Origin of the sequence: Paenibacillus sp. y28, assembly GCF_037137075.1 — a bacterium.
Taxonomy (GTDB): Bacteria; Bacillota; Bacilli; order Paenibacillales; family NBRC-103111; genus JBBBNV01.
The window spans coordinates 1-17891 of record NZ_JBBBNV010000011.1; the positions used below are offsets into that span (position 1 = coordinate 1).

The 17891-nt window shown below is 51.9% G+C and carries 19 protein-coding genes; 4 read left to right on the forward strand and 15 right to left on the reverse strand.

Annotated elements, in window-relative coordinates:
* Positions 1 to 180 (forward strand): transposase domain-containing protein (locus tag WBG83_RS10775; RefSeq protein ID WP_336744726.1); only part of this gene is annotated, 180 nt, incomplete at its 5' end.
* Positions 181 to 593: 413 nt separating this feature from the next.
* Positions 594 to 794: a DUF6199 family natural product biosynthesis protein gene (locus tag WBG83_RS10780; protein ID WP_336745026.1), complete on the forward strand. Its 201-nt coding sequence runs from the start codon at positions 594 to 596 to the stop codon at positions 792 to 794.
* 28 nt (positions 795 to 822) lie between these two features.
* Here WBG83_RS10780 and WBG83_RS10785 read toward each other — a convergent pair whose 3' ends face one another.
* From WBG83_RS10785 to WBG83_RS10850, 14 genes are all read right to left on the reverse strand, one after another.
* Complete coding sequence (locus tag WBG83_RS10785; RefSeq protein ID WP_336745027.1) at positions 823 to 1137, reverse strand: hypothetical protein; 315 nt, start codon at positions 1135 to 1137, stop codon at positions 823 to 825.
* 61 nt (positions 1138 to 1198) lie between these two features.
* Complete coding sequence (locus tag WBG83_RS10790) at positions 1199 to 2464, reverse strand: MFS transporter (protein ID WP_336745028.1); 1266 nt, start codon at positions 2462 to 2464, stop codon at positions 1199 to 1201.
* Positions 2465 to 2688: 224 nt separating this feature from the next.
* Positions 2689 to 3111, reverse strand: coding sequence for a MarR family winged helix-turn-helix transcriptional regulator (locus tag WBG83_RS10795; RefSeq protein WP_336745029.1), 423 nt, complete (start codon positions 3109 to 3111; stop codon positions 2689 to 2691).
* Between the two features lie 253 nt (positions 3112 to 3364).
* Positions 3365 to 3643, reverse strand: coding sequence for a hypothetical protein (locus WBG83_RS10800; RefSeq protein ID WP_336745030.1), 279 nt, complete (start codon positions 3641 to 3643; stop codon positions 3365 to 3367).
* 20 nt (positions 3644 to 3663) lie between these two features.
* Complete coding sequence (gene mnhG / locus WBG83_RS10805) at positions 3664 to 4059, reverse strand: monovalent cation/H(+) antiporter subunit G (RefSeq protein ID WP_336745031.1); 396 nt, start codon at positions 4057 to 4059, stop codon at positions 3664 to 3666.
* Positions 4034 to 4327: a Na(+)/H(+) antiporter subunit F1 gene (locus WBG83_RS10810; protein ID WP_336745032.1), complete on the reverse strand. Its 294-nt coding sequence runs from the start codon at positions 4325 to 4327 to the stop codon at positions 4034 to 4036. The genes mnhG and WBG83_RS10810 overlap by 26 nt, the downstream gene beginning before the upstream one ends.
* Positions 4327 to 4803 (reverse strand): Na+/H+ antiporter subunit E, encoded by a 477-nt coding sequence (locus tag WBG83_RS10815; protein ID WP_336745033.1) that lies wholly within the window; start codon positions 4801 to 4803, stop codon positions 4327 to 4329. Before WBG83_RS10815 ends, WBG83_RS10810 begins: the two co-directional genes overlap by 1 nt.
* A 6-nt stretch (positions 4804 to 4809) precedes the next feature.
* Positions 4810 to 6288 carry a Na+/H+ antiporter subunit D gene (locus tag WBG83_RS10820; RefSeq protein ID WP_336745034.1) on the reverse strand — a complete coding sequence of 493 codons (1479 nt, stop codon included), beginning with the start codon at positions 6286 to 6288 and terminating at the stop codon, positions 4810 to 4812.
* Positions 6281 to 6619 carry a Na(+)/H(+) antiporter subunit C gene (locus WBG83_RS10825; RefSeq protein WP_336745035.1) on the reverse strand — a complete coding sequence of 113 codons (339 nt, stop codon included), beginning with the start codon at positions 6617 to 6619 and terminating at the stop codon, positions 6281 to 6283. The genes WBG83_RS10820 and WBG83_RS10825 overlap by 8 nt, the downstream gene beginning before the upstream one ends.
* A gap of 2 nt (positions 6620 to 6621) precedes the next feature.
* The gene (locus tag WBG83_RS10830; protein WP_336745036.1) at positions 6622 to 9573 is read right to left on the reverse strand and encodes a Na+/H+ antiporter subunit A; all 2952 of its coding nucleotides are present in this window, start codon (positions 9571 to 9573) and stop codon (positions 6622 to 6624) included.
* Positions 9574 to 10139: 566 nt separating this feature from the next.
* Positions 10140 to 11846, reverse strand: a complete 1707-nt coding sequence (locus WBG83_RS10835) for a sensor histidine kinase (RefSeq protein ID WP_336745037.1) — start codon at positions 11844 to 11846, stop codon at positions 10140 to 10142.
* 808 nt (positions 11847 to 12654) lie between these two features.
* Entirely contained in the window at positions 12655 to 13317 is a 663-nt protein-coding gene (locus WBG83_RS10840; protein WP_336745038.1) for a DUF2306 domain-containing protein, read from the reverse strand.
* A 22-nt stretch (positions 13318 to 13339) separates the two neighbouring features.
* Complete coding sequence (locus WBG83_RS10845) at positions 13340 to 13555, reverse strand: hypothetical protein (RefSeq protein WP_336745039.1); 216 nt, start codon at positions 13553 to 13555, stop codon at positions 13340 to 13342.
* Between the two features lie 115 nt (positions 13556 to 13670).
* Positions 13671 to 14222 (reverse strand): NUDIX hydrolase, encoded by a 552-nt coding sequence (locus WBG83_RS10850; RefSeq protein ID WP_336745040.1) that lies wholly within the window; start codon positions 14220 to 14222, stop codon positions 13671 to 13673.
* 413 nt (positions 14223 to 14635) lie between these two features.
* Here WBG83_RS10850 and coaA point away from each other — a divergent pair, with 413 nt between their 5' ends.
* Entirely contained in the window at positions 14636 to 15562 is a 927-nt protein-coding gene (gene coaA, locus WBG83_RS10855; RefSeq protein WP_336745041.1) for a type I pantothenate kinase, read from the forward strand.
* A 323-nt stretch (positions 15563 to 15885) separates the two neighbouring features.
* On the opposite strand, the gene WBG83_RS10860 is transcribed toward coaA, so the two are convergent.
* Positions 15886 to 16584 carry a GntR family transcriptional regulator gene (locus WBG83_RS10860; RefSeq protein WP_336745042.1) on the reverse strand — a complete coding sequence of 233 codons (699 nt, stop codon included), beginning with the start codon at positions 16582 to 16584 and terminating at the stop codon, positions 15886 to 15888.
* Between the two features lie 211 nt (positions 16585 to 16795).
* Between WBG83_RS10860 and larE the strand changes: the two genes are divergently transcribed.
* Positions 16796 to 17641 (forward strand): ATP-dependent sacrificial sulfur transferase LarE, encoded by an 846-nt coding sequence (gene larE, locus WBG83_RS10865; RefSeq protein WP_336745043.1) that lies wholly within the window; start codon positions 16796 to 16798, stop codon positions 17639 to 17641.
* The last annotated feature ends 250 nt before the right edge of the window (positions 17642 to 17891 follow it).

Here is a 17891-nt window from a genome sequence, read left to right on the forward strand (position 1 = left end):
GCAACCGCAAGTGCAGCGATCTACAGCATCGTAGAGACCGCAAAGGCAAATGGGTTGAGCCCGTACAAATATCTAGTCTATCTGTTGCAGCAGTTACCAGCGATTGCATTTCGTCAGCAGCCGGAGTTGCTTGATGCGTACCTCCCATGGAGTCCGGCAGTCGGGCAACATTGTACATAACGTAGAGCCTGTGGATCCTCAGAGCCATGGGTTTTTCTTTTTCAATACACCTGGTTATTAGACGCTTACAATCAACCGTTTCCGTCCAGTATGCTTCACCATCGCTATCCATTCTAATCATCATGTCCCCCGTTCTGCTGTTTGCAAGCTCCGTCATTCGTTATTAATAAATTCTAACTACAGGTGATTTTAGCAAAATACGGGATGATCTGAAAGAATGAATTTCATCGTCGTTCTCCCCGGCCGGAGCATCCAGGCCAGCAGTCTGTAGAAGCTCGTCAGTACACATTGGCTGGACGTAAGCTCTTCCGTAATATGACACGCATTCCATTCGCCAACTAACTATCATTGTATATCGCAACTGACTTCATGCTATAATAAGCCAACCCAAACTTCCGTCAGGAGGGGAGCCTGTGATTTCTCTTGGAATTCTATTGATTATCATTGGTCTATTCATGCTGATCCGCCCTCAAACGATGTGGGTCATCACCGAGAGCTGGAAATCTAGCGATGCCACAGAGCCGTCCGGCCTGTATAAGCTATCCACCCGGATTGGTGGAGGCCTGTTTACACTTGCCGGTATCGGAGCCATGGTTGCTTTTATTATCGGGTAAGCGTTTATAATCGGATAAAGCCCATCATTTAAATGAAAGCCAACCTGCGAAACAACAAAAAAAGCAGGACCTGGTCCTGCTTCGCTTCCCTTTCCTTCCTATACTCCCTGTATCCCCATAGCGCCTCCTCCAGCTGGCCGTCACCTTCCAAAAGAACCATCACCGCATACGAAATCATGTCCAGCCAAGTCTCCAGCTCGTCTGTCTGCGCTTTGCTGAGCAGCCCGTTTCGCTGCAGCATGCCGTCAGGATTTATCGCCCAGGCCCGTCCAAGCTGGCAAACCCTGTCAGCGGATAAATCCGGCGAAGGGTCTTGACTTTCTTCGTGGAGGAAGTAACGCACGCCTTAGGCTGGCGCACGTTCCAAACGGCCCCCATTCCAAGCCTCCAAGCAGCCTCAAGCTTTATGATGCCTGCAGCTTGGTTCCCGCCCCGTTAATACGCAGCGCCATTATGGCTGCAACGAGACAGATGAAGCCTGCTCCGAGAAAAGCAATGCTGTAGCTTCCCAGTGACTCTCTGACCAGTCCGGCCCCGTACGCGGCCGTGGAAGCGCCGATTTGATGAGCGACCACGACCCAGCCGAAAATCATACCCGAATTCTCCTTGCCGAATTCCTGCGAAGCCAGCTTGACTGTCGGCGGTACAGTAGCAATCCAGTCCAGGCCGTAAAAAACCGAGAACACCGTCAGCGCCATCGGGCTGGATTCGAGAGCCTGGGGCAAATATAGCAGGGAAAGCCCGCGCAGCCCGTAATACCAGAACAACAGCCAGCGGCTATCGTAACGGTCGGATAACCAGCCGGATAACGTCGTGCCAATCAGATCAAAAAGCCCCATCATAGCCAGCAGCCCCGCCGCCATCACTTCGGGAATTCCGTAATCGCCGCATGCAGCGATGAGGTGTGTACCGATCAGCCCATTTGTCGAGAAGCCGCAGAAGAAGAAGGTGCCTCCCAGCAGCCAAAAGGTTTTGCTGCCAAGGGCTGAACGAAGCGTACGCAGCGGCGTCATAAAAATGCTGCCCTGAAATTCAGCCGGCTTGACGACCTCCTCCGTTCCATACGGCGCCGCTCCGACATCATACGGATGATTGCGCATCCAGATGGCCACCGCCACGAGCAGAAGACAAACCGCAGCCGAAGCGGCAAACACCGCAGCTCTCCACCCGGAGGTGACTGTAATTTGCGCCAGCATCGGAAGAAACAGCAGCTGTCCCGTCGCTGCGCTGGCGGTCAGCAGGCCGACAATAAGCCCTTTTCGCTTGACGAACCACTGGTTTGTAACCGTAACGCCGAGCACGTTCGCCATCATTCCGGTCCCGAGCCCCGACACCAGGCCCCACAGCAGCTGGAACTGCCACAAAGCCGTCATATACGGGGTAATAACGAGACTAAGGGCTACAATCGCCAGCGAAATGACCAGCATTCTGCGAATCCCGAACTTGGCCAGCAGCGCCGCAGAGAACGGGCCAACGAGACCGTACAAAAAAATACCGGCCGAGATGACGCCGGAGATGCTCCCCCGGCTCCAGCCGAACTCTTTTTCAAAAGGAAGCATAAGAATACTCGGCATCGCCCGGATTCCGGCGGAAACGAGCAATGTAATAAAAGTCAGCAGTACGATAATCCAGCCGTAATAAAACCGGGATGCTTTCAGGCTTGCATTCATAGCATTCACTCCAGTAAACATCTATTTTAGTTGTACATACAAATATAAATGCATAATAATTCATTATGTATTCCTTTGACGACAGATGCTTTATTCTTTAAAAAGCACTCCGTCTGTGAATTGGCTCCTACAGCTAAGCTAACGGTTATCCGCCTTCATGAACGGACAGCAGCACTGCTTCGGCTGCACTGCTACTGGCACGCTGGGACTGAGGGCTAACGCCATCACCCCTCCAGCTGTTCAATGGTGCGCTCAATCGTTCTGGACAGCTCATCGGCGGCTTCTTTGCCGAGCAGCTCGTCGTAGCGCAGGCGCAAGCTTCGCGAAGCCTGACGAATAGCCGGCTCAAGCTCGATGCCCCTCTCAGTCGGATAAACGAGCACGGTCTTGCCATGCACCTTCCGTTGAACCAGCTGCTTGCCCTCCAGCTTATCGACAAAGCGGGTCAGCGTAGACGGCGTGATGGACAGCTTCTCCGCCAGCTGCTTCTGAGTAATGCCCGGGGTTCCGTTGACGAGCCGGATCAGATAACCGTACATCGGTGTCAAGCCTGTCGAGGCGAATTCTTCTTCCGCCATCTTCGTAATCGCACGGCTCAATCGGTTCGCGGTAAAAAACAAACAGTTATGCAGAAAGCCGTCGTCCATGGTCCCTCTCCTTCTTATTTTGTATGTACAACTAATATAATGCGGCGGCTTATACATGTCAATCGTTTATTTCATCGCTGTTAAGCAGCGTGTTTATACAGCAAAACACCGCACGCCGGAAGCTGTGCACGGTGCGGCACCAGGGTTTAACCCTGCCTCCGGCAGCGATGTTTAAGCCGCGAATTCCCCTTCTATGCTTGCGAAATTCTTTTTTCCAGCTTCAGATTCATTCGATTTGTTGGGTCAGCTCCCGCTAGCTTCCCTTGCTAAGCTTCTTGTATTCATCAATAAGCTTGTGGGGTTCCTTATTGACGGTGTACGGGAATACGCCCTGCTGCGTATGGAGGTACACGATACCTTCCTCACCGCCCAGCTTCCGGTACGAGATATCCAGCACATCCCGGACCGGAAATTCCCGGCGGCAGGTCACAATTTTATCCTTGAGGCGTTCCAGTACAAGCGTTTGTTGAGATTTCCCGCTAATCCTTCGTTCCACTTTAAAATAAGGCAGCTCGGCAATCCGGTCCGGCATGCTTTATGAAGCCCCCTTTTTCATCTCGGTTCTGTCTGCTTATCCTCTGCGGACTGTGTTTGTCCGGCACGGGCTTCCCGCTTTAAATCATCCTGTACGCTCTGATGCCATAGCGGAACCCCGGAGCGATAAGCCGCCCGGCCATTCAAATGCCCCGCCACCGGCGCGGTCAAAAAGACGAAGATGATGCCAAGCAGCAGCTTGCCGTTAAACTCTCCGAGGTAAAATCCGAAAAAAAGGAATGCTCCCGCCAGCACCAGCAGCACGCCAAGCGTGGCGCTCTTCGTCGCCGCATGCGAGCGCAGGTACACGTCAGGCAGCCGGATGAGCCCGAATACGCTCAATGCGCATACGACGGCGCCTATCAGGACGATCAGGCCAATCCCAAGCTCACCGATGAAACGAATCGTCTCCATGCTCCATCACTTCCCCTCTCTCTATATAACGCGCAAAGGCAGTCGTGCCGATAAAGGTTAAAATGCCAATGACTAAAATCAAATCGAAATATACCGATGTGCGCAGCAGGATGCCAATCACGGCAATCATCGCGAGCATGATCACACCGATCGTATCCAAAGCGGCAATACGGTCAGATACGGAAGGACCGGCAAGCAATCTGTACATGCAGCCAAGCGCGGACAGCGCCAGAATGCCCAGTGACACAAGAAGCAGATGGAACAGCATCAGCGCGTCACCTCCATAATCGCTTTTTCGAACGAGTCCTTAATTTGGCGGGACAACAGCTCCGCGTCTTCAATATCCATTGCATGAACGTACAGTGTCCTGCGGTCGTGAGATACGTCCAGAGTCAGTGTACCCGGCGTCAAGCAGATGAGGCAGGAAAGCGCCGTAATTTCCCAATCGGTTTCCAGTTCGGTCGGTATGGCGACAATACCGGGACGAATCGACAGCTGCGGACGAACGATATGCCGGAGCACCGCCCAACTGGACAGAAGCAGCTCTTTGTTAAACAGGAGAAGAAGCTTTGCGAACGCCCAGGCTTTGCCCAGGTACAGCCCCTGCGGCCAAAACCGGCGCAGCAGCACGATACAGCCGATTCCTGCGGCATAACCGATCAAGAACTGGGAGAGCGACCACTCGTTCTGAAGAAATATCCAGACGACAGCGATGATACTATTCAACACGATCTGCATGCCCACTCTCATCTACTCCTTCAAAACAGCATTAATATAAAAAGCCGGCTGCAGCAGTGTATTGCCCGCCTCTGAAACGAACTGATATACCTGCTCAGAGCCGAGTCCCATCATGACTACCATCAAGCATAACCCGGCGGCTGGAATACTGGATCTGCCGCCCGGCAGCGGCGCTGCGAGAGCGCGCGGCTTTTCCTCTCCCCAGAAAGCGTGCATGAAGACGCGAATGAGGGAGTACAGCACGATAAGACTGGATGCCAGCGAGATGGCTGTCAGTCCATAATACTGCTCCTGCAGTCCGCCCCGGAGCAGCAGCAGCTTGCCGGTAAAGCCGCTTAACGGGGGAATTCCAGCAACCGCCAAAGCGGAAATGAAGCACATCCCGCCCATCAGGGGATAGCGCTTGATCAGGCCGCCCATCTCCTGCAGCCGGCTTGTGCCGGATACATGGACAATAAATCCGCCAATCATAAACAGCAGCGCCTTGGCGATCATGTCATGCAGCAGATAAAACACTGCGCCATTCAAGGCATCCGCCGTGGACACTGCCAATCCGAATGCAATAAGGCCCACGCTGATCACGACATTGTAATTCAGGATTCGCTGAATGTCCGAATACGCAATAGCTCCGATCGCCCCCAACATCATGGTCGCCGCCGCCATCCAGCCGATCCAGCTGTGGGTTATATCCGGCCGGTGGTAAAAAAGCAGAGTAAATGTGCGGATTAAGGCATACAAGCCCACCTTGGTCAGCAAAGCGCCGAATAGCGCGGCCACCGCAGCAGGCGGTGCGCTGTAGGAGCCGGGAAGCCAGAAAAAAAGAAACAACCCGGCTTTGAGAGCAAATACAATCAGAAACAAAATGGCAATCACGTTCAGCACGCCATCTTGTCCGGTTTCGGCAATACGCAGCGCCAAATCGGCCATATTCAGGGTTCCGGCGGCCCCGTACAAGTAAGCGACGGCCGCAACAAACAAAGCGGAGGACAAAATATTGATTACGATATACTTCAGGGACTCCCGGAGCTGCCGCTTTGTTCCTCCCAGTACAATCAGCGCATAAGAAGAAATTAACGTCACTTCAAAGCAGACAAACAAATTAAACAAATCGCCGGTAAGAAACGAACCGCTTACTCCAGCCAGCAGAAATTGAAAAAAAGCATAAAAGGAATGACGCTCCCTCTCCGCGCCAATCGTGCTGAATGCGTACGGCAAGCAGCACGCAGCCACCGCCGCTGTCGCAAGAACCATCAGCGCGCTGAGCATATCCGCTACGAACACGATGCCATAGGGCGGTGCCCAGCCCCCCATATGAAGCACCTGGATGCCCTCGGTCCGAACCTGGTAAACGATGGCGCAGGCAGCAGCCGCATACAGCAAAACGCCGATAGCGCTTATCCAGCGCTGAAGCAGCACGCGACCGGGCAAGAACAGCAGCAGTACGGCTGTACATAGCGGAATGAGCAGCGGGAGCACAAGCAGATTATTCATCCTCTTTCCCCCTTAGCTGCTCCATATCGTCCGTACCGAGCTTTTGATACGCTTTGTAGGCCAAGACCAGAAGGAAGGAAGTAACCCCGAAGCTGATCACAATAGAGGTCAATATCAGCGCTTGGGGCAGCGGATCAGTATAGGCGTCCGCTTTCTCTCCCAGCAGGGGGGCCGCCCCGGTCTTAAGTCCGGCCATCGTCAGCAGCAGCAGATGGACGCCATGGGTCAAAAGCGACGTGCCCAGAATGATGCGCAGAAGGCTTTTGGACAAAATGAGATACACTCCGGCGGTAAACAGTACACCGATGGATAAGGACATATAGATCTCCACCGTTATTTATCCCTCCCTATCGTCAGCATGATGGTCATTGTAATGCCAACTACAGTCATATAAACGCCAAGGTCAAACAGCATGGCGGTTGCAAGCTCTGTTCGGCCAAGCAGCGGCAAAGTGACATAGCCAAACGTATGGCTGAGAAACGGAGCCTTGAACAGGAAGGAGCCGATTCCCGTGACCAGAGCCACAAGCAGACCGGTGGCCGTGAATTTGCGGAAATCAAGCGGCACAGCAGCGTGAAAAGGGGTTGTCCCTATGGCCATAGCCAGCAGCACCAATGCGGCGGAGGCCATCAATCCGCCGATAAAGCCGCCGCCGGGATGATGGTGGCCTGCGAATAACAAGTACCAGGAAAACACGACAATGATGAACATCGTCACCTTGGTCACGGCTTGCAGAATAACATCATTACTTCTTCCCCGATGCGGTACCAGGAGCCGGTTAGGGCCTGCAGGCTTGCTCTGATCGGGATGATCTGTAATGCCAGGTCCAGGATGACCATCACCGATGCTCGGCCCCGTATACGCCGAACCATGCAATGCCGGATGCTCTCTATCCGGTTCCAGCCTCAGCTTAATCAGCGCGTAAATGCCGTAAGACGCGATCCCGAGCACAACAATTTCGAGCAGGGTATCGAAGCCGCGGAAATCCACCAGGATGACATTCACAACATTCTTGCCCCCGGCCAGCTTGTAGCTGTTCCTCAGGAAGTACTCCGATATCGTGTCAGTCGAACGGCTGCTGCTGACGCTTAGCGCAATTAAGGTCATGATCGTACCGACACCAAGGGCAATCATAAGATTGGTCACCTTGACCCGCCGCTTGACAGCTTCTTGTTTCAGCTTAGGAAGATGATAGAAGCAAAGCAGGAACAGCGCCACGGAAACCGTCTCCACGATCACCTGAGTCAGAGCGAGATCCGGAGCCCGGAAAATAACAAAAAACAACGTGACCATATAGCCCGCCGCCCCGGTCAAAATAATCGCCGTCATCCGGGAACGGGCAAAAGGAACCGCAAGCGCGCACAAAATGAGCGCGACATTAATTGTCGCCTCATAGAGTGACACGGACGCGAAGCGCCCTTCTTTTAGCAGAATGGCTCCGGATTCCAGCAGCGCCCATCCGGCGGCTACAATCAGAAACACCAGAATATAGCTCAAGTAATGCCGGAGTGAGCCTGTCATATACGTGCCGGTCAAGCGGTGTCCTGCCTTATGCAGCAGTCTCAAGCCTTCGTCATAGACCCGGTTGACAGTCACACGCTGGAAAAGCGGCTCCCGAATTCCCCTTAGTCTGCCGCGCAGCTTGAACAGCAGCGTACCGCCCAGAACAACGCCTATTGTCATAAAAACCTCTGCCGTCCAGCCATGCCAATGCGAAATCGAAACAAGGAACCGCTCCTGTGGCTGCAGCAGGCCGGGATGAATCGCCGCCATTGCGGGCTCCAGAATAGAATAGGCAAGCACATTCGGGAACAGCCCGAGCACCACAGCCAGTGAAGCCAGCACAACCGGCGGAAGCAGCATGCCGAGCGGCGCTTCGTGCGGCTGCTTTTCTGATTGGTCTGGTTGCGCACGACCTGTGAATGTGGCAAACAGCAGAATCATGCTGTACACAAACGTAAACACACTGGCCATCCAGGCGATGACTGGAAGCAGCATTCGTAACGCCTGCAGGTCAAGACTATCTGTACGGGCAATATTGAGCACTGCAGTGAAGAACATTTCTTTACTTAAAAAGCCGTTAAACGGCGGAAGCCCCGCCATGGAGAAGCTCCCGATAAGCGCTGCTGTGAAGGTAATCGGCATGACAGCCATTAACCCGCCCAGCTTACGGATATCCCGGGTTCCCGTTTCATGATCGACAATACCGACGACCATGAACAGAGTACCCTTGAACACAGCATGGTTGACCAGATGAAATAGAGCCGCCGTGGTCGCTTTGGCAAAAAACAGCGAAGTCTCCGCACCCGCATAGCTGCCTGCAGCTGATCCAAGCCCGAGCAGGCTCATGATTAGACCGAGCTGGCTTATTGTAGAGAAGGCCAGCATCGCCTTCAAATCCGTTTGTTTCATTGCCCGGTACGAGCCGTAAATCAAAGTCACTAGACCAGCGCCTGAAACAAGCCAGAACCATACGGAGGTACCGGCAAACACAGGACTGAACCGGGCGACAAGGTATAAGCCCGCCTTCACCATCGTTGCGGAATGAAGATATGCGCTCACCGGAGTCGGTGCCTCCATCGCATCCGGGAGCCAGATATGGAACGGAAATTGAGCCGATTTCGTAAAGGCTCCCAGCAAAAGCAGCAGCATCGCGGGGAGAAACAGCTCATGGTCCCAAAGGCCGCCGCTGCCCGCAATCAGCTCTCTGATGCTGAACGTCCCGGACATGGCGTACAGCATGATGAACCCGGCCAGCATCGCCAGCCCACCGAACACCGTAATTAGCATCGATTTCAAGGCACCGTACCGCGATCTCTCTCGCCCATGCCAGAAGGCAATGAGCAGAAAGGACGAAATACTTGTGAGCTCCCAAAATCCATACAACACGATCATATGATCCGACAGCACAACACCCAGCATCGCGCCCATAAACAGAAGCAAATACACATAAAACAAATGAATCGCTTCCTGGCCCCGCTTCAAATAAAAAATGGAATACAGAATCACCAGAGAGCCAATCCCGCTAATCAAAAGGGCAAACAACATCCCCAGTCCGTCCAAATAGGCCGTAAAATCGATTCCAAGTGATGGAATCCAGGAAATGGTCTCCTTCCGGACCTCGCCTTGCGAAATAATGGGAATTTGGCACGCAAAATAAACAAACAGCAGCACCGGCACAGGCAGCATCAACCAGCCGGTATGGAAACGGCTCAGCTTATGCAGCAGCGGACTGCTTGCCGAAGCAATAAAAGGAAGCAGTATAGCGGCATGCAGTAAAGACAACTCCCATTCTCCTCTCCCATCATCTGTGCTCTACCCACAGCATTTCCAAAAAAACGCAAAAAGAGCCCGCTGTTGGCAGGCTCCTCCGGGTAAATCAATGATTTGTTTGTCAAATGAATGATTGCAAATTTCTGAGATTATTATATCGTCTGCCCTGTGAGATGTCAAAATAAAAAAAGCAGGTACTCGCAATGAATAAGGCGGCGCGTGAATGGACACTACTTGGTAGTAAGCAGTAAAAGGAAGGAGTCTATCCCAGTGCCCATTGCAAAAATAGTCATCTGCTCCAGTGTATTCCTCCTTCTCCTGGTTGCCGGAGGCGTGCTTCATCATGAGCTTGTCCGTGAGAGATATGCATCCCTCTCCCAGCTTTCGGGGACATCCTCTTACTCCTTGTTTTCCACGTATGATCCGAATCCTTTATTCCCCTATCGTCCGCGAGAATATGTACGGATCATCCGCTTAGCTCCTGAGTCTTAGAAGTTCCTTATTCCAGTTTGAATTGCTGCAAATCCACCGGCCTTTCTCGAATCAAGGCGGAGACAATCTCGTCCTTGATCCGACATTTAGGAGATCGGAATCATAATGTGAAATTGAATCTGCTCCGCTTCCGGCTTCACCTGAATCTCGCCCTTATACTTGACAATCAATTGCTTGGTAATGGGCAGCCCCAGGCCCGAATGGGCGCCATTCTTCGTGCTGAAGCCGTCCTTGAACATCTGCTTCGTTTCTTCCGGCGTCAGAGGCCGTGTTACGGGATTCACGATGGCAAAATGAAACTGCTTGCCCTCCAGCCAGCCCCGGCAGCGAATCCACCGGCGATCCGGCGGGAGCTGCTGAACCTCATCGAATGCATTATCGATCAGATTCCCGATAATCCGTACCATGTCTACGGCTTTTACCCCGGATGCGATTTTGCTCATGCTTTCAAATTCATGAACAAGCTCGATTTTTTTGTTGATGGCCTCTACCATTTTGGCTTGGATAATCGCCGCAATTTCCGGCTGTCCGATTTGAATCAAATCGTTTAGCGTCACAATCTCCCCGATAAGGGATTGCGTATAATTTTTTAAGGCATCGTACTTCTGGAGCTGAACGAACGAATGAATGACCGTGACATGGTTAAGAAAATCGTGCCGCTGGCCCCGGATGTTGAGAAACATCTGGTTCACTTCTTCGGCATAGGTTTTGGCTGTTTGCTGGACAGCCTTGTCTCTGTACCTCACAATAATCCGCATAATCAGCACCAGCAAAACAATACTGCCCGCTGAGATGAGGAATATGGTAGTCAACAGCGAATAAAAGTCCTGATTCATCCTGGATTCAACCTGCTTGTAATCCGAAACAAGGCATAGAACATACACATTCCGGGTTTCATGCACACCGACCGGATTAATTCCGAGCGCCTCCTGCAGCTCATCCGTCGCGATAGGAATAAACGTTTTCTCGATCGGCTTGTCGTTCAGCACGTCCCGGTAGGAGACGGTTTGATTCGAATTTATGGCTGTCTGCACGTAAAGGGCATCCTTGCTTTCGTTTTTCATCTCATAGCTGCCGAGAAAGTAAGGACGATGCACCAGGGTTTCCAGCTCCCCATTAGGCGTGTCAAATTTGATTTCCTGACCGAAGGTTTGCGGATTAATCCCTGTAATTTCCAATAAAAATGGATAAGCCGCCAGCGTATTCTTAATGATTGCATCTGTCCCGGTTGTATTCTGGTACGCCCTGTATTTCGAGTTGTCTACAAACGGGTCGATAATATAATCCGTTGTCCCGTCATAGTAGTATCCCCATTTCAAAATCGATTTGGTATCTGAAGTGGCGACTTCGTAAGGACCGGACCAAAAATGAGGCAGCTTTTGCCCCCAGTCCAGGGTTACATTCTTCTGTTCGAACAGCTCCGTGAAGGCTCTGTACCACAACCCCCACGACTTCGTGCTCATACCCACCTGATTCGGATTGGTCGATTTGGAGACGACAATGTCATCGGCGGTTTTTTCCATTAAAGATAAATCCTCAAGATTCATCTGATTTTTCAATTGAATCAGCTGCTCGGTTGTCACGTCCTCCAGCTTGGGCGGCAAAGAGTGCTGAATGGCTATGGAGGCTGTGCGCAGCATCTCGCCAATCATATCCTCATACAGCTTGGCGCCCGCTCGGGACTGCTCGATGCTGTTCTGGATATGCTCGGCAATGGATTGAATTTCACGCTGATGATTGCTCTCCAGTGTTTGTTTGATGAAATTGTAATTCAATCCATTATTTACTGCCATTAGCAAAACTGCAATGGCCACACAAATAATTAACGTCGAGCTCTTACCCAATAAGACCCACTACTTTCTACTATAATATTACAATTGTATCATGTTTTCGATGAATTTCGACATTTTCTTCAAGAATCATTTAAAAAATTAGTGAAATTTGGCGAAAAAATTAACCTATAACAGCTTTGGTCACAGCTAGGATGCTGCAATCCGTGAGGAGCAATATACCCACTTGTCATTGTCGCTCGTATTCTGTTAAAGGGCTTCTGGCAATTCCGAACTGTAAGATGATGTAAGTTAGTCCAATTATATCAGAAAGCGTGTCAGGTGATGCAAAAACACCTCGATTTCTTTAATTTTTTAAACAAATTGTCGTTGCACACAGAAATGTCCCTGTCATCCGCCTGCCCTTTGTATCGCTTCCCCTTCCGGAACATGCAAAAAAATCCGTGCATCGCGCACGGATTTCAGCTCCTAACCGATTCACCAGTCAAGAACAATAAGCCTGGACTGGTCATGCCAAGAACGGCTGCACTAGCAGGATGAGCGCAGCATGCCCGATTCGGGCGAGAATACAGCAGCGCGCGGTCATCCCCTCCAAGGCCGGACCGTTTCAAGCAGCCAAACGATTCGTGAAGAACAGGAATACAACAGAAACACCGAGCGGCAATGCGCAAAGCGCATCCAGAAAAAATCAAAGCCGAGTACATCCCGCAGCTCCTTTTTTGCGTAGGGCGGCGGATTAAGCTTTCAGCGAACGGCTTCGCAAAAAAGCGCCAGCTGTGCGCTGGCGAGGTGAGAAAAGCCGCATGCGGCTTCAGAGCTGTCCTGCTTGCGGTAAGGGTGCGGGCGTCCTGTATAACACACGAATCACAAGCTCCGCCAGAAGCAAATTGACCAGAATCGCCCCGTAAACGCCGAACGTATAGCTGATGTCATACGCCAGGCCCGTCCAGGCATGGAAAACGAACGTTATCAGATGAATGAACAAATTGGTGAAGCAAAAAACGTAGCTCCGCACCATCCATTTGCGGTGCTTGTCGAGCTGCTTGCGCCTGATTCTCAGAATGGCTACAACCGTCATTCCCGGCCATAAAATATTGACCATATTGAAGGCAACGCTGTTTAATTTGCCCCCTGTCGAATAGGGAGCCATATAGCCTGAGGTCAGGCATACCAGAAACACCGCCGCAACATATACATATCCGTTGACCCGGTGCAGCCGGGGATACCGCTTCAGAACCCGCTTCGAGAAATTAACCGCCCCGCTCAGCATGGCGATACAAGCACAAACCACATGCGCATACATGACGTTCAGCCAAACCGGCAGGTGAAGCGTGCGTGTCAGGTTCGTTTTTTGACTCAAAAAAGCCGTCGCTTGCGGGTCATGGATAAAGTTCATATACACAACGTAAACCATGTATCCGGCGGTAAACAGGAGCAAAAGGCCATACAGCCGCCTGCTTGTCGTTCCTCTCATCGTAAAGAGCCTACCCCCGCATCTAATATATTAGATTGGCCGGTTTATCCACAAACTGAGTTCCGAAAATAGTCCCGTTCACCGTTTCTGTCCGGAAGGCGCAGCCCGCCGTATTTAACTGCTGCCGGATACCGGCCGCCTTGCGGAGAATATCTTCCCGGCTATCCTGGGCGGAATCCAGCGTCAGGTGAACGGACATCGGCTTTTCCAGGCGGAAGTGCTTTGTCCTAGCAGGCATCCGGCTTCACCTGCCCCCTATAGTCACTCGGTCTAAACACCTGGGTGTTTGGCCTATGTCTACTACAAGGGGGCCGTTTAAATCTTGCTGGGGTCCTAATATGTTTGGTTTTGCACTACACCCGGAAAAATCCGTTGGCCGCCGGAGCCTTGTCAGGCAGAAGCCCTTTGCTCTTGCCCTGAACGGCAACATCCACCAGCCACTTGGTGAAGCTGGCCACCTTCATGGACTGCATGTCCTCCAGTGTAAAAAATCCGGCCGCGTCCACCTCGACTCCATCCGGTACCGGATCACCGTCCAGGTACTCCATCTCAAAGGCGATATACACATTATGAATGCCGCGCGGCTGATCGCGAAGCGCGACGATGCTTTTGACCTGAGCCCGGACGCCGCTCTCCTCCCAAACCTCGCGGACTATGGTATCCTCAATCGGCTCCAGCTGCTCAATGTATCCGCCCGGATTGGTCCAATTGCCCTTGCCGGGCTCCTGGGCCCGCCGGACAAGCAATAGCTTGTCTTCCTTCATCACCAGCGCTCCGACGCCGATGCTATAATGGCCCCAGTGCACGTAACCGCAGTCGGCCGCTGTACATACTCTGCGTTCCACGCCATCCATTTCGCGGGCTTCCATTGGATGACCGCACGAAGCACAAAAATTAACCGCCATCTTCTGCATCCATCCTTTTCTAGGTTGTGCTGCTTTTACTTATTTCCGTAGGACATGCTTGATACGATATGATAATCTACAGCAATCTTCCAGCAGCGTCAACCTTTTTATTCAGTTCAGCCCTGAACAACTGGCGCCGTTCAAGGCGCCATACAAGCACTGCGCGGAATGCGTGCAGGATTTCGAGTTTTTTCTTGTTTCTGAAACAAGGATAGGCATATAATATGCGATAGGATTGAAACGTTCAAGGGGCAGCGCACTGCTGTGACAGGACTGGCCCGGAATTCCCGTCCAGCCCGAGCCATCTGTTTCGGCAGGTCGGACGTGGCGGTCATCAGCCTTCTATTCAGCCTTCTATATAGAAAGATCAGAAAAACATCGATAGAGGTATTTCACCCGGAAAGAGAGCTCACATGACTTCATATTCTCCATACTTAGAATTTAACCGCAATGAATGGTCCGCCCTGCGGGATCATACTCCGCTCTCTTTAACCGAGGAGGAGCTGGAGCAGCTCAAAGGCTTTAATGAACAGGTTTCCATTCAAGAGGTGGAGAAAATCTACCTCCCGCTGACGCGTTTAATTCATCTGCATGTCGTGGCCGCGCAACAGCTGCACCAAAGCACGACCTGTTTCCATCAGCACCATGCCCCCAAATCCCCGTTCATTATCGGTATCGCCGGCAGCGTCGCCGTCGGAAAAAGCACCACCGCCCGTCTGCTCCAAACCCTATTATCCCGCTGGGATAACCACCGCAAGGTCGATCTCATTACAACCGACGGCTTCTTGTATCCGAACGGGGTGCTGGAAAAGCGGGGCTTAATGAACAAAAAAGGCTTCCCGGAAAGCTACGATATCAAAAAATTGCTCAAATTCATCGGAGATGTAAAATCAGGCTATCCGGAGGTGAAGGCGCCTCTGTATTCCCATCTGACCTATGACATCCTGCCGGATGAAGCGGCCGTCGTCCATAATCCGGATATATTAATTCTGGAAGGGATTAACGTGCTGCAGGTGAGCAAGGATGCCAAGCTGTTTGTAAGCGATTTTTTCGATTTCTCTATTTATGTAGACGCCGAGGAAAGCGATATTGAACGGTGGTACATCGACCGATTTTTGCGGCTTCGCGCAACCGCCTTCAAGAACACTCAATCGTACTTTCATTCCCGCTTTGCCAACCAGACGGAGCAGGAGGCGCGTGAATCCGCAGCTCAAATCTGGAAGGAAATTAACGCCCGCAACCTGCACGAAAATATTTTACCGACCAAGAGGCGCGCCCAGCTTATTTTACAAAAAGGGCCGGATCACAAAATTCAGCGCGTCCATTTGCGCAGGCTGTAGCCTTCCGGCAGCAATTGGAGCTTTGTTTTAAACAGGTGAACGTGTGCAGCGGACGATTTTGTCTTTAAGATTTATCTTAAAAATTTATCCTTTCTACAGACAGCTCGCGTATAATCGACCGAACACGGTTATGCAGTAGCACGGAAAAAGATTCGGCTCCCGCCGCTTCACACCGCCCCCCCGCCGACACGGATCACGATTTGACGGGTTTGGTCAACAAGGGTCAAAAAAAGCCTGCCGCAGCAAGCTTTTTTTGCGCTTTTAGGCGCTGCAGATTCAATTCAGACCTTCTGTGAGGCCGCTCTTGTACAACAATAGGCCAATTAATCGCGAAAATAAGTGGGGAACCGCTCGCGCAGCGGCGGAATTTCTGAATCGAGCTTGCCCAGGTGAAGCTCCAGGAGCTGTGCGACTCCGCTCTCATCCTTGCTCTTTAAGCATTGGAACAGCTCATGGTGCTCGTGCACCAAATGCTTGGTCAGGACCAGCTCTTTCATAGCGAGAAAGCGGAAGCGGTTGAGATGGCCGCGCATCTGGTATACGACTTCTAGTAGCGTGCCGTTGCCCGCCAGTTGAAGGACGCAGTGGTGAAACGCCTCATCCAGACGGAGGAACTCAATGACATTCTGCTGCTCCGCAGCTTCGCTCTGCTCCTCCAGTATGACGCCGATTTGCCTCTCGGCCTTCATGCAGGCGGGTGTACTGCCCCACTGCCTGGCCGCAAGCTTGAAGGCGCTGCTCTCCAGACTCAGACGGACAAAGCTGCTTTCTTTGACCTTCCATTCCGATATGCATGCCACCTGCTTGGTACGCTGCGGAAGCACTTCAATAAGCCGTTCGGAAATGAGCAGATGGAACGCATCCCGGATAGGCGTCCGGCTAATATGCAGCAGATCGGCTACTTCGCTTTCATAAATCGTTTGTCCGGGTTCAAGCTGCAGTGTTATAATCGAATCCCGAAGGGTTTCGTACGCTTGTTGTCCTAAGTTTCTGGCTGAGGAGCCGGAAGGGACAAAATTCATTCCTTTTTTCACCACCATATGGTATGCTAAAGTTATTCTATAAGTATACGTGTATACTTGTATACACGTCAAATGATGAACCCTGTTCCTGATTTCCACAGGATCGAAACGGGATTGGCCTGTGTTAGTCCGGGAGAACGCCCTATTTGACCATTCCGCTGGCGCCGCTTGGCCCGGGTGGACATAAATGATGACTTGGAGGGAAACGAAAGTGCAACCCATCGAACAAAAGTACGCACAGCTTGGCGAGATCCTGGATTCTATGGGGAAGGTCGTCGTCGCATTTTCCGGAGGAGTCGATAGTGCCTTTCTGCTCAAGGCCGCCCTGGAATTTCTCGGACCTGATCGTGTCCTTGCTATAACCGCCGATTCGGAGACATACCCTGTAAGGGAGAAGGAAGAAGCCATCGCGCTGGCAAAAGAGCTGCATGCGCCCCATATCGTTATTCATACGAGCGAGCTTGCCATTCCTGGCTATGCCGAGAATCCGACGAACCGCTGCTATTTCTGTAAAAATTCGTTATTCGATCATTTAATCCCGATCGCCAAGGAACGCGGCTATGACCATGTCGTATTCGGGGCCATTGCCGACGATCTGGGGGAACACCGTCCCGGACTTCAGGCCGCCCATGAGCAGGGGGTTCGCGCCCCGCTGCTGGAAGCCGGCATCAAAAAATCCGAGATCCGCCATTTGTCGCGTCAATTCGGCCTGCGCACCTGGGATAAGCCGTCGTTCGCCTGCTTATCTTCGCGGATTCCTTACGGGGAAGCCATTACAGCGCATAAGCTCTCTATGATTGATCAGGCCGAGGATTTCCTGATTCAGCTTGGCTTCCGTCAGGTCCGGGTCAGACAGCATGAGAATTTGGCAAGAATCGAAGTTCCCGCTTCTGATTTGGGCGAGGTTCTGGCCGTAGCCGATACGGTTCATGCCAAGCTGAAGGAAATCGGCTATGCTTACGTCACGATGGACCTGAAGGGCTACCGCTCCGGAAGCTTGAACGAGGTGCTGCCTGCCGATCAGCAGGCTGTTCATGCAAACGCCGCATCCAACTAAATACGTTTCGCCCTGCAGGCCTTCGAGCTATGGAAACTGAAATGCTCCCATGTGGCGGACAGATGAAATAAACAGCTGTCTACTACATGGAAGAGCATATTAAATCCATACGATCGGAGGCTTTTTTATCTACAGGTTATCTATACTGCGTCATTTATTTGCTATGAACGGCGATGCGGCACGATGTACGAATGTACCCGCTTCGATAAGCGCGGCGGCCGCAGCCTGCCAAAGACAGTACATTGCTGAA